The sequence below is a fragment of the Stenotrophomonas sp. PFBMAA-4 genome (assembly GCF_030053215.1).
Lineage (GTDB): Bacteria > Pseudomonadota > Gammaproteobacteria > Xanthomonadales > Xanthomonadaceae > Stenotrophomonas.
Map to the genome: position 1 here is coordinate 1 of NZ_JASGBW010000023.1, position 12122 is coordinate 12122.

Annotated in this window: 12 protein-coding genes; 4 read left to right on the forward strand and 8 right to left on the reverse strand. The window is 67.7% G+C overall.

All coding sequences use genetic code 11. The annotated features are described in order from the left end of the window. Positions 1-688: 688 nt before the first annotated feature. From mdtD to QMZ26_RS14585, 6 genes are all read right to left on the reverse strand, one after another. Positions 689-2137 (reverse strand): multidrug transporter subunit MdtD, encoded by a 1449-nt coding sequence (mdtD, locus tag QMZ26_RS14560; RefSeq protein WP_200732667.1) that lies wholly within the window; start codon positions 2135-2137, stop codon positions 689-691. Positions 2138-2227: 90 nt separating this feature from the next. Next, positions 2228-3310 carry a uroporphyrinogen decarboxylase gene (gene hemE, locus QMZ26_RS14565; protein WP_079222811.1) on the reverse strand — a complete coding sequence of 361 codons (1083 nt, stop codon included), beginning with the start codon at positions 3308-3310 and terminating at the stop codon, positions 2228-2230. 26 nt (positions 3311-3336) lie between these two features. After that, complete coding sequence (locus QMZ26_RS14570; protein ID WP_019336384.1) at positions 3337-3576, reverse strand: WGR domain-containing protein; 240 nt, start codon at positions 3574-3576, stop codon at positions 3337-3339. 120 nt (positions 3577-3696) lie between these two features. Beyond that, positions 3697-4809: a 3-dehydroquinate synthase gene (aroB, locus tag QMZ26_RS14575; RefSeq protein WP_283221874.1), complete on the reverse strand. Its 1113-nt coding sequence runs from the start codon at positions 4807-4809 to the stop codon at positions 3697-3699. Then, positions 4806-5348 carry a shikimate kinase gene (locus QMZ26_RS14580; protein ID WP_079222809.1) on the reverse strand — a complete coding sequence of 181 codons (543 nt, stop codon included), beginning with the start codon at positions 5346-5348 and terminating at the stop codon, positions 4806-4808. The genes aroB and QMZ26_RS14580 overlap by 4 nt, the downstream gene beginning before the upstream one ends. A gap of 84 nt (positions 5349-5432) precedes the next feature. After that, positions 5433-6260 (reverse strand): kinase, encoded by an 828-nt coding sequence (locus tag QMZ26_RS14585; RefSeq protein ID WP_079222808.1) that lies wholly within the window; start codon positions 6258-6260, stop codon positions 5433-5435. A 40-nt stretch (positions 6261-6300) separates the two neighbouring features. On the opposite strand from QMZ26_RS14585, the gene pdxH reads away from it, so the two are divergent. Further along, complete coding sequence (pdxH, locus tag QMZ26_RS14590; RefSeq protein WP_283221875.1) at positions 6301-6900, forward strand: pyridoxamine 5'-phosphate oxidase; 600 nt, start codon at positions 6301-6303, stop codon at positions 6898-6900. A gap of 89 nt (positions 6901-6989) precedes the next feature. Here the strand turns inward: pdxH and QMZ26_RS14595 are convergent, their stop codons facing one another. Next, the gene (locus QMZ26_RS14595) at positions 6990-7439 is read right to left on the reverse strand and encodes a hypothetical protein (protein ID WP_283221876.1); all 450 of its coding nucleotides are present in this window, start codon (positions 7437-7439) and stop codon (positions 6990-6992) included. Positions 7440-7693: 254 nt separating this feature from the next. Between QMZ26_RS14595 and QMZ26_RS14600 the strand changes: the two genes are divergently transcribed. Then, a complete protein-coding gene (locus QMZ26_RS14600; RefSeq protein ID WP_200732663.1) occupies positions 7694-8155 on the forward strand; it encodes a DoxX family protein in 462 nt (153 codons plus the stop codon). Positions 8156-8229: 74 nt separating this feature from the next. Here QMZ26_RS14600 and prpR read toward each other — a convergent pair whose 3' ends face one another. After that, entirely contained in the window at positions 8230-9813 is a 1584-nt protein-coding gene (gene prpR / locus QMZ26_RS14605; RefSeq protein ID WP_283221877.1) for a propionate catabolism operon regulatory protein PrpR, read from the reverse strand. A gap of 153 nt (positions 9814-9966) precedes the next feature. Here prpR and prpB point away from each other — a divergent pair, with 153 nt between their 5' ends. Together prpB and prpC are read left to right on the forward strand one after the other, a co-directional pair. Then, a complete protein-coding gene (gene prpB, locus QMZ26_RS14610; RefSeq protein ID WP_200732661.1) occupies positions 9967-10860 on the forward strand; it encodes a methylisocitrate lyase in 894 nt (297 codons plus the stop codon). Between the two features lie 36 nt (positions 10861-10896). Next, on the forward strand, positions 10897-12054 hold the full coding sequence (prpC, locus tag QMZ26_RS14615) for a 2-methylcitrate synthase (RefSeq protein ID WP_283221878.1): 1158 nt from the start codon (positions 10897-10899) through the stop codon (positions 12052-12054). The last annotated feature ends 68 nt before the right edge of the window (positions 12055-12122 follow it).

Genomic DNA, 12122 nt, shown 5'->3' on the forward strand with positions numbered 1-12122 from the left:
TATCGATATCTGACGGATTTCATCCACGCATGGCGTGGATCTACTGGAACGGCGTTCTGCTTGGGTGGGTGCCGACCGTTGGTCGGCACGGGGGCGGATCCAATTTTGAATATCGATATCTGACGGATTTCATCCACGCATGGCGTGGATCTACTGGAACGGCGTTCTGCTTGGGTGGGTGCCGACCGTTGGTCGGCACGGGGGCGGATCCAATTTTGATTATCGATATCTGACGGATTTCATCCACGCATGGCGTGGATCTACTGGAACGGCGTTCTGCTTGGGTGGGGGCCGACGGTTGGTCGGCATGGGGGCGGATCCAATTTTGAATATCGATATCTGACGGATTTCATCCACGCATGGCGTGGATCTACTGGAACGGCGTTCTGCTTTGGTGGGTGCCGACCGTTGATCGGCACGGGGTCGGATCCCGTTGCTGCGCAACGGGCTCTGACCCCAATCTGGAATTCGATATCTGACAGATGTGCCGACCAACGGTCGGCACCCACCAACAGCCGCCGGCCAACTGTCGAAGGCGGGGCACTGTGGGTTTGCGGGGTGTGAGCCGCATGGATGCGGCGACCAACGGCGTCCCCGCTAACCCACAGTGCCCCGCCATCCCACGGAATGCCGCTCTTGATCTTGCTTCGGCTTCTGCAGGTGCAGGGCGCAGCCCTGCCGAAAAAAACTACTCCGCGACCGACTCGACCTGCCGCGGTTCCGGCCGGGTATCCGGCAACTGCCAGAAAATCATCGTCGAAGTCAGCGTGATCGCCCCCACGCAGATGAACGTCGCATGCAGTGCCGCCGTCGCGCCATGGCCCTCCAGGTGCGTGCCGAACGCGGCCAGCAGGCTGCCGGCCGCCGCCGCACCAAAACCGGCGGCCAGCATCATCACCATCGACAGCAGGCTGTTGCCGGAACTGGCGAATTCGCGGTCCAGGTCACGCAGCGTCACGGTGTTCATCACCGTGAACTGCAGCGAATTGACCGCACCGAAGAACGCCAGCTGCACCAGGCGCCAGGCCAGGTGCTGGCCCGGGGTCATCAGGATGAAGCTGGCCATCGCCAGGCCCACCAGCACCGTGTTGATCATCAGCACGCGGCGGTAACCGTACTGCTCCACCAGCCTCACCGCCAGCTTTTTCGACACCATGCCCGCCGCCGCCACCGGCACCATCATCAGGCCTGCATGCATCGGCCCCAGGCCGAGGCCGACCTGCAGCAGCAGCGGGATCAGCATCGGCATGGCACTGCTGCCGATGCGCGAGAACAGGTTGCCGAGGATGCCGATGCGGTAGCTGGGCACGCGGAACAGCGCCAGCGAGAACAACGGTGCGGTGGAATTGGCTGCGTGCAGCCAGTAGCCGACCAGCGCGGCCAGGCCGCCCACGGTCATCAGCATGATCAGCGCATGCGGCGTGCCCAGGCCGGAAATGCCGTCCAGCGCCAGTGACAGCACCACCATCGCGAAGGCCAGCATGATGTAGCCGCGCAGGTCGAAGCGGGTGCGGTGGCTGGCGTAGTGGTCGGGCATGATCTTCATCGCGGCGATGAACCCGATCACGCCGATCGGCAGGTTGATCAGGAACACCCAGTGCCACGAGGCGATCTCCACCAGCCAGCCGCCCAGCGTCGGGCCGATCAGCGGGCCGATCAGTGCGGGAATGGCGATGAAGCTCATCGCACGCAGGAAGTCCTCGCGCGGTACCGAGCGCATCACGGCCAGGCGGCCGACCGGCAGCAGCATCGCGCCGCCGATGCCCTGCAGTACGCGGGCGCCGACCAGCTGGTGCAGGTGCTGCGCCAGCGCACAGGCCAGCGAGCCGAGGGTGAACAGGATGATCGCGACCAGGAAGGTACGGCGGGTGCCGTAGCGGTCAGCGATCCAACCGGAGGCCGGGATGAAGGTGGCCACCGCCAGGGCGTAACTGAACACCACCGACTGCATCTGCAGCGGGCTTTCGCCCAGGCTCCTGGCCATCGCCGGCAGTGCCGTGTTGACGATGGTCGAATCGAGCATCTGCATGAAGATGGCCAGCGAAACCAGCCACAGCAGGGGGCGGAAACGGGCGTACTCGGCGGGCGATGCGGAGGTGTCGGGTGCGGGCGCGCCTGCGGGCGACGGTTCGGACATGGCGTGGGGGCCGGTGCAGCGTGGGGCCGCCATGATCGCGCAATGCAGGTCACGGCGCGATCAATGCCGCGCCGTGGCCTGTGCCGGGGTTCAGCGCTGGCTGTGCGCGTGCACCGCGTCGACCAGCACCTGCACGTGCGCCGGGTCCATGTCCGGCGACATGCCGTGGCCCAGGTTGAACACGTGGCCCTCGCGCGAACCACCGTTGCCGGCGGCATAGGTATCCAGCACGCGCGCGGCGGCGGCGGCGATGGCGTCGGGCGAGGCATACAGCGTGGTCGGGTCGAGGTTGCCCTGCAGGGCAACACGGCCACCGGTGCGGCGCAGCGCCTCGTCCAGGTCCAGCGTCCAGTCCAGGCCCAGCGCATCGGCGCCGGTCTGCGACAGCGCTTCCAGGTGCAGGCCGGTGCCCTTGCCGAACAGGATCAGCGGCGTGCGCTCGCTGCCTTCGCCGCGCTCCAGGCCTTCGGCAATGCGCTGCAGGTAACGCAGCGAGAACTCGCGGTACATCGCCGGCGACAGCACGCCGCCCCAGGTGTCGAACACCTGCAGGGCCTGCGCGCCGGCGGCACGCTGTGCGCCGAGGTAGGCGATGACCGCCTCGGTGGTGACGTCCAGCAGGCGGTGCAGGGCCTGCGGGTGGTTCAGCGCCATTGCCTTGATGCGCGCGAAATCCTTGCTGCCACCGCCTTCCACCATGTAGCAGGCCAGCGTCCACGGGCTGCCGGAGAAGCCGATCAGCGGCACCTGGCCATCCAGTTCGCGGCGGATCAGGCGCACCGCGTCCATCACATAGCCCAGGTCCTGTTCCATGTCCGGCACCGCCAGCCTGGCGATCGCGGCTTCATCGCGCACCGGGTGGCGGAACTTCGGGCCTTCGCCTTCGACGAAGTACAGCTCCAGGCCCATCGCATCGGGAATGGTGAGGATGTCCGAGAACAGGATGGCCGCATCCAGCGGGAAGCGGCGCAGCGGCTGCAGGGTGACTTCGCAGGCGATCTCGGGGTTCTTGGCCATGGCCAGGAAGCTGCCGGCCTTGGCCCGGGTCGCGCGGTATTCCGGCAGGTAGCGGCCGGCCTGGCGCATCAGCCAGACGGGGGTGCAGTCCACCGGTTCGCGGCGCAGGGCGCGCAGCAGGCGATCGTTGCGGAGAGGGCTGGTCACGATGGGCATTCCTTGGGCGAAAGTTGGCAGCGGCGTCAGTCGCCGTGCGAAAGAATCTGGAAGCCCCGATGCAGTTCGGCATCACGGGCCTTCTCGAAGGCATGGCGGGCTTCGTCGGCCTGCAGGAACAGCTCGCGCCGCAGCTGCGAGCGGGCACCGACGCGGCCGCTCTCGCGCAGCAGCTCCCAACCGCCGAACAGGTCCGGCTGCAGGCTCAGGCGCAGGAAGCGCGGTGCCTGCGCACCGGCATCGGGATGTTGCAGGTAGACGTGCATGGGCCCGATTGTATCGCCCCGGGGGCGACACGGGCCTGTAGCGCCGAGCCCATGCTCGGCTGCGCTTCATGCCGCGAAGGACCGGTAGCGCCGGGCCATGCCCGGCGGACGTGCGCGGTGTCAGGCCGCGCCGAGCACCTTCAGCACCGCCGCTTCATCCACGTCCGGCACCACTTCAGCCCGGCCCATGCCACGCCACAACACCAGGCGCAGGCGGCCGGCGACGTTCTTCTTGTCCAGCCGCATCCGCCCCAGCAGGGCCTGAGGGTCCAGCCCGGCGGGGATCGCCACCGGCAGCTGCAGCCGTTCCAGCAGGGCCTGCAGGCGCACGCGGTCGGCATCGTCGGCCAGGCCCAGCGCGGTGGACAGCCTGGCGGCCAGCACCATGCCAACCGCCACGGCCTCGCCATGGTTCAGTGCATCGCGGCCCGGGGCCGAATAGCCCTGCTCGGTCTCGATGGCGTGGCCGAAGGTGTGGCCCAGGTTGAGCAGGGCGCGCTCGCCCTTCTCGAACGGGTCGCGCTCGACGATGGCGGCCTTGTGCCGGCAGCTGCGCGCGATGGCCTCGGCCAGTGCGGCATCCTCACCGGCCAGCAGCGCATCAGCGTGCTGCTGCAGCCATTCGAAGAACACCGCATCGCCCAGCGCGCCGTACTTCACCACTTCAGCCAGGCCGGCACGCAGTTCGCGCGGCGGCAGGGTGGCCAGCACGCGGGTATCGGCGATGACCGCGCGCGGCGGATGGAAGGCGCCGACCAGGTTCTTGCCGGCCGGGATGTCCACGGCGGTCTTGCCGCCGACCGAGGAGTCGACCATCGCCAGCAGGGTGGTCGGCAGCTGCACGCAGTCCACGCCGCGCATCCAGCAGGCCGCCGCGAAACCGGCCAGATCGCCGACCACGCCGCCGCCGAGGGCGAACACGCAGGCATCGCGGGTGGCACCCAGCGCGGCCAATGCCTCGATGGCGCGGCCGAACTCGGCCAGGGTCTTGGAGGCTTCGCCGGCCTGCAGGACGTGTTCGCCAACGATCAGGTCCGGGCGCGCGGCCAGCAGCGTCTGCCTGACGGCTGCCAGATAAAGCGGGGCGACCTCGCTGTCGCTCAGCAGCAGCACGTGGCGGCCACGCACGTGCGAGGCCAGCGCGGCGCCGTCGGCCTGGGCGCCGGCGCCGATGGTGATGGAGTAGGGGCGGTCGCCGCCAACGGCGACCTGCAGCTGAGCGGGGGAAGTCATGCGTTCAGGTCCTGGCGCTGCCATTGCATGGCCAGCTTGACGACAAGCTGGGCGGTGGCATCGGCAGCGGTAAACGGGTCGGTATCGAGGGTGAGGTCGGCCAGCTCGCGGTACAGCGGGTCACGCAGCGCGGCCAGATCGTGCAGCACCTGCTCGCGGTCGGGGCGCTGCAGCAGCGGCCGGCCCTTGTCGCGCGCCAGGCGCTCCAGCTGCGCGGCCACGCTTACCCGCAGGTAGACCACGAAGCCGCGCTGGGCGATGAGCGTACGGTTGCCAGCTTCCAGCACGGCGCCGCCGCCGGTCGAGACCAGCTGGCCCCGGCCTTCCAGCACGCGGGCGAGGGCCTCGCGTTCATGGCTGCGGAAGCCGGCTTCGCCGGAATGTTCGAAGATCGTGGGAATGCTGGCCCCGGCCGCATCGACGATGGCCTGGTCGACATCGACGAAGTCCAGCGTGAAGCGCTCGGCCAGGCGGCGGCCGATGCAGGTTTTGCCGGCGCCCATCGGGCCGATCAGGATCAGGTTCGGAGCAGGATTCATGCCCTCTGATCCTACCACTTCCGCACCCCTGGCCTGGCACGATGGTTGCTGTTGGAAGCATCCGCCGCGGCGCAGCGGTGGGGGTCAGCGCACCGCCTGCACCTGCCGCTGGCCATCCAGCACCACCACGTGGTCGGCGTGGTCGGGCAGGGCGCGCAGGGCCTGCCGGCTGACCCGCTCGTAGTACTGCACGAAGCGCTCCAGCTGGGGGCGGCTCATGCCGTGGCGTCCCGGCTGGGCAGCCTGCAGGTTCTGTTCCTGCTGCCAGCGCCAGCGCGGCACCACCGAGAAATCCGGCGGCTGCAGGAACCACAGGCGGTCACAGCGCTGCCACAGTGCCGGATAGTCGCGGGCCAGCGCCTGGTTGCACCAGCGCCGCCAGCGGCCATCGGCATCGGCCTCGCGTTCCAGCGCGTTCAAGGGGCTGTCCAGCTCGGCATCGTCCTGTGCGGGCGTGCCGAGGAACCAGCCTTCGAACACCAGCAGATCCAGCGGCGCTTCCAGCGCCACCCACTGTGCTTCGGGCAGCCGCTCATCGGCCAGCTTGTCGAAGCGCGGCAGTGCCAGTGGCCGGCGTGCGGCCACGGCGTCGAGCACGGCATGGGCCAGGGGCAGGTCGTGGGTGCCGGGCGGGCCGCGGGTGATCAGCAGCGGGTGGACCTGGCGGGCGAGGCGCTGCCGCTGCGCGCGGGTCAGGTAGACATCATCGATGGACAGTGCCGCCGCGTTCAGTCCGCGCGCCCGTGCACGGGCGACCACCTGTGCGGCCAGCGTCGATTTGCCGCTGCCCTGCACGCCGCTGATGGCCAATACTGGCACCGTGGCGCCGCTGGCCAGTGCATCGTCCAGCGCCTGCTCGGCGAGCGCTTCGGGGAATCCTTTCACCTGGGGCATGTACGCAGCAGCAACCATGCCGCCACAATAGCCCAATCCGTGCACGAAGAAGCGAACCATGACCGACCTTTACGCCGAAGCCCTGTCCACCTTTGCCGCCCTGTTCGACGAGGCGAAGCAGAGCCGCGAGGTCGAGCCCAACGCGATGACCGTGGCCACCGCCGATACGCAGGGCCGCCCGTCGGCGCGTACCGTGCTGCTGAAGGCGTTCGATGAGCGCGGCTTCGTGTTCTACACCCACCTGGACAGCCACAAGGGCCGCGAACTGCAGGCCAATCCGCAGGCAGCGCTGCTGTTCCTGTGGCGCAGCCTGCGCGAGGCCGGCATCCAGGTGCGCATCGAAGGGCGCGTGGAGCAGGTGGCCGATGCCGAGGCTGATGCGTACTTCGCCAGCCGTCCGCGGATGAGCCAGATCGGTGCCTGGGCATCGCTGCAGTCGAAGACGCTGGCGACGCGCGAGGAATTCGATGAACGCGTGGCCGAGGTCGAGGCCCGTTTCGAAGGCAAGGACGTGCCGCGCCCGGATGGCTGGAGCGGCCTGCGCGTGGTGCCCGACCGCATCGAGTTCTGGTACGGCGCACAGTTCCGCCTGCACGAACGCTGGTGCTACGAAGCCGGTGCCGAAGGGCGCTGGAGCAAGCGGTTGCTGTACCCGTGAGGCCGCAGGAAACATACAGGCAGCGGCGGTAGGCGTGCTTTTGTTGCAGCCATGCCCCTGCTCGGCCGTGTGGAGCAGGGGGGGGGCTGTCAGGCATCGGGGCTGCGATCCATGATGGATGCTGCCGAAAACCAGTCATCCATGCGATCGGCAACGGGGTTGTAGCTGTCGACGAAATCACCGCTCACTGTGGCCATCCAGGCATTGATGGCATCACAGGCGCCACGCGCGGTCGCAGTGGCGTGCTCCAGATCGAGCTGATGGGCGCTGTTGCGCGACTTGCCCTTGCGCAGGTGCAGGCTGAGCTCGTAGGGGCATGCGGCTGCCGGAGCATAGTGCACATGCAGCGATGCCTGCACGCGCTCACCGTGGCGCAAGGCGAAATCTCCATTGGCGTAGAACACCATGCCGCTGAAGTAAAGGTCGCGCAGCAGGAAGGCGACATCCGGGTCTGCCACGTCCTCGAGTACCGCCGGTGTTGCATCCAGCAGATTGTTTTTGGCAAAACACCAGCCCCACGGCGCCAGGAAGTACGGCAAGGGGTGCTGCTGCCGCAGCCGTCGGTCCTGCTGGATGAACGTGTCGATGTGGCGTCTCCTGTGCCGGGGTGGGGCGGCGGGTGCATGCACTATCTGGCCAACGCCCTGTTCCGGGCAACCTGCGGTTCCCTGGGAGAGCGAAGAGATCGGCCCGTCGCGGCGAACGCGTGTCGCATCCAGGCCTGTCCGCTTCATGCGCGAGCAGGGGGCTGGCGGGCACACTGCCTTGAATTCCCTCGATTTCCGGAGTCGCCATGCTCTTCTGGCGTTGCCTGTTTGCCGTACCGCCGCCGCGCCGCGGCGTGGAAGCACTCCTGCTGCTGCTCGCCCGCATCGTGGCCGGGGTGATGTTCTGCGTATCGGGCTGGAACAAGGTGTTCACCGCGGCCGGCCGCGAGCGCATGGTGCATACGCTGGTCGAGGCGGGCATCCCGTTCCCGGTGTTCAGTGCACCGGTGCTGGGCGCGATTGAATGGATTGCCGGTGGGCTGCTGGTGCTGGGCCTGCTCAGCCGGCCCTCGGCCCTGCTGCTGGCGGGCATCTGCGCGGTGGCCGCATTGACCGATGGCATCGCGCGCATTCCGGCAGGGTTGAGCGTGCCGGACTGGCTGAGCTGGTTCTTCTACCTGAGCGAAGTGCCGCTGGGGGTGTTGCTGCTGTGGATAGCGGCGGTGGGCAGCGGCCGGTTCGCCGTTGAGGCGCGCTGGGCGCGCTGACGGCACGCATCCTGTAGAGCCGAGCCCATGCTCGGCTGATGTTCCCGCAGAAGCAGCCGAGCATGGGCTCGGCTCTACAAACCCTCCGCGCGCAACCAGCGCCACAGCGTGGTGCGTGACACGCCCAGCGCCTGCGCCATGCCCTCGCGGTCATTGCGGTGCTCCTGCAGCAGCGCTTCCAGCTGCACGCGTGGCGGGCGCCTGCCGTTGCTTTCCAGTGGCAGTGCCGTCGTGCCTTCGTTCACCAGCTCAGGCGCCAGCTGCAGCAGGCGCGCGGCATCAATGAGCCCTTCGCCTGGCTGCCAGTGGATGCGCAGGCGATCCACCAGGTTGCGCAGTTCGCGCACGTTGCCGGGCCATTCGGCAGCGGCCAGCACCGCCAGTGCCTCGTCATCCAGCGGCGCGTCGATGCCGCGCAGCTGACGGAAGAAATGCTGGGCCAGCAGCGCGATGTCGCTGCGTCGCGCGCGCAGCGGCGGCAGTGCGATGCGCAGCGCCGCCAGCCGGTAATACAGGTCGCGACGGAAGCTGCCCGCTGCCGCGCGCTGGTCCAGTGATTGCAGCGTGGCGGCGACCACGCGCAGGTCGACCGGGGTCGGTTCGGTGGCACCCACGCGCAGCACTTCGCGTTCCTCCAGCACCCGCAGCAGCCGGGTCTGCAGCGGCAGCGGCAGTTCGCCGATCTCATCCAGGAACAGGGTGCCACCGTCGGCCGCTTCGACCAGGCCAACGCGGCCACCCCGTCGTGCACCGGTAAAGGCACCATCGCTGTAGCCGAACAGCTCGGCTTCCAGCAGCGATTCGCTGATTGCGCCGCAGTTCAGCGCCACGAAGCGGCCACGACGGCCGCTGGCCGCGTGCAGCTGGCGCGCCACCAGCTCCTTGCCGGTGCCGGTTTCGCCGGTGACCAGCACAGTGCTGTCATGTGGTGCATAGAGCGCGATCTGTGCGCGTACCTGCGCCATCGCATCGCTGTCGCCGAGCAGGGCATGTGCATCATTGCGTGGGGCGGCACGCCGGCGCGCGGCCGGCCGGCTGCCACCGGAGCGGGCCAGCGCCTGGGTCAGTTCCAGTGCGTGTTCGAAGGCATGGCGCACCGAATCGGCCGAATACAGCAGCACGCCAGGCAGGCCCATCTGTTCGGCATGGTCGATGGCCATGCCGGTGCCGACGATCACCTCGATGCCGTTGGCGCGCAGGTCGGCGATGCAGTCACGGGCATCTTCGCGGGTGACGAAGCGGCGGTGCTCGATGTCCAGGCCGAAACTCTGCTGGAAGTTGCTGAACACCGGTACGTCGCTGGCGTGGGTAACCAGGCCGATGCGCGGGGCGATGCGGCGCGCGCGAGCCAGGGCTTCCATCAGGTCGAAGCCATTGGCCTGGATCGGCACCAGTGGCAGCTCAAGCCGGCCGCGCAGCCACGCGGCATTGGAGCCGCCGGCGATCACCACGTCGCAGTGCTCGCGGCGCAGGCGCTGGCCGATTACGTCCACCGCCTCCTCGAAGCCCAGGTTGATCTGCTCGATGCGTGCGCGGCGGTCGAACTCGGGGATGACATCGCCGAGCAGGCCGGTCAGGCGCGAGACGCTGACGGTCCAGATGACCGGGCGTCCGGGGTCGGCATCGGCATGGCGCAGGGGCGAGCGGGGCAGGTACATGGCAGCAGCAACGGGTAGCGATGTTTCATGATACATCCGTTTCACTGTTTCATTTGTTTCATCGTTGCAATGCGGTCATGCCTTTGAAATCAACCGCTTGCAGCTTGGCATGGTGCTTGCGCCTTCTCTCCCGTTCCCAACCTGGATTGCCGCATGACCGCTTCCACTCCTTCTTCCGCCGGTGCCCGCTTCCGTGAGGCGCTGGCTGCCGAATCGCCGCTGCAGGTGATCGGCGCGATCAACGCCAACCACGCCCTGCTGGCCAAGCGCGCCGGCTTCCGCGCCATCTACCTGTCCGGCGGCGGTGTCGCTGCAGGTTCGCTGGGCCTGCCGGACCTGGGCATCAACACCCTGGAAGACGTGCTGATCGACGTGCGCCGCATCACCGATGTCTGCGACCTGCCGCTGATGGTCGACATCGATACCGGCTTCGGCCCGAGCGCGTTCAACATCGCCCGTACCGTGAAGTCGCTGATCAAGGCCGGCGCGGCCGCCTGCCACATCGAGGACCAGGTCGGCGCCAAGCGCTGCGGTCACCGCCCGGGAAAGGAGATCGTCTCGCAGGGTGAAATGGTCGACCGCGTGAAGGCTGCCGCCGATGCCAAGACCGATCCGGACTTCTTCCTGATCGCCCGCACCGACGCCATCCAGGTGGACGGCGTGGACAAGGCCATCGAGCGCGCCATCGCCTGCGTCGAGGCCGGTGCCGACGGCATCTTCGCCGAGGCCGCCTACGACCTGGACACCTACCGCCGCTTCGTCGATGCGGTGAAGGTACCGGTGCTGGCCAACATCACTGAATTCGGTGCCACCCCGCTGTTCAGCCGCGACGAACTGGCTTCGGCCGGCGTGGCGATCCAGCTGTTCCCGCTGTCGGCCTTCCGCGCTGCCAACAAGGCGGCCGAGAACGTCTACCAGTCGGTGCGCCGCGACGGCCACCAGCGCAACGTGGTCGACGCCATGCAGACGCGTGAAGAACTGTATGACCGCATCGGCTACCACGCCTTCGAACAGCAGCTTGACGCCCTGTTCGCCGCCAAGAAATAAGCAGTACCCTGCACCATCAGTTTTCGGAGGGAAAACATGAACGATACGACCGCAACCCCGACCTTCAAGCCGAAGAAATCCGTCGCCCTGTCCGGCACCGCTGCCGGCAACACCGCGCTGTGCAGCGTCGGCCGCAGTGGCAACGACCTGCATTACCGCGGCTACGACATCCTGGACCTGGCCAACACCAGCGAGTTCGAGGAAATCGCCTACCTGCTGGTGCACGGCAAGCTGCCGACCCGCGCCGAGCTGGTTTCGTACAAGGCCAAGCTGAAGTCGCTGCGTGGCATTCCGGCTGCGGTGAAGGCTGCCCTGGAAGAACTGCCGCCGTCGGCACACCCGATGGACGTGATGCGCACCGGCGTCTCCGTGCTCGGTTGCGTCGCCCCGGAAAAGGACGACCACAACCATCCCGGCGCGCGTGACATCGCCGACAAGCTGATGGCCTGCCTCGGCTCGATGCTGCTGTACTGGTACCACTGGAGCCACAACGGCCGCGCCATCGACGTGGAAACCGATGACGATTCCATCGGCGGCCACTTCCTGCACCTGCTGCACGGCGACAAGCCGCAGGATTCGTGGGTGAAGGCGATGCACACCTCGCTGATCCTGTACGCCGAGCACGAGTTCAACGCCTCGACCTTCGCCTGCCGCGTCATCGCCGGCACCGGCAGCGACATGTACAGCGCGATCTGTGGTGGCATCGGTGCGCTGCGCGGGCCCAAGCACGGCGGCGCCAACGAAGTGGCGTTCGAAGTGCAGAAGCGCTACGACAATCCCGATGAGGCCGAGGAAGACATCAAGGCCCGCGTCGAGCGCAAGGAAGTGGTGATCGGCTTCGGCCACCCGGTCTACACCGTGTCCGACCCGCGCAACAAGGTGATCAAGGACGTGGCCCGCGAGCTGTCCGAAGAACAGTCCAGCATGAAGATGTACGACATCGCCGAGCGCCTGGAAACGGTGATGTGGGACATCAAGAAGATGTTCCCGAACCTCGACTGGTTCAGCGCCGTCAGCTACCACATGATGGGCGTGCCGACCGCGATGTTCACGCCGCTGTTCGTGATCGCCCGTACCGCCGGCTGGAGCGCGCACATCGTCGAGCAGCGCATCGATGGCAAGATCATCCGCCCGAGCGCCAACTACATCGGCCCGGAAGATCGCGAGTTCGTCGCCATCGACAAGCGCGCCTGATCCACCTGCTGTACCCATCCGGCCGGCCGCGCGCCGGCCGGATGCCTTCGTTGCCGCTTCGACGGCAC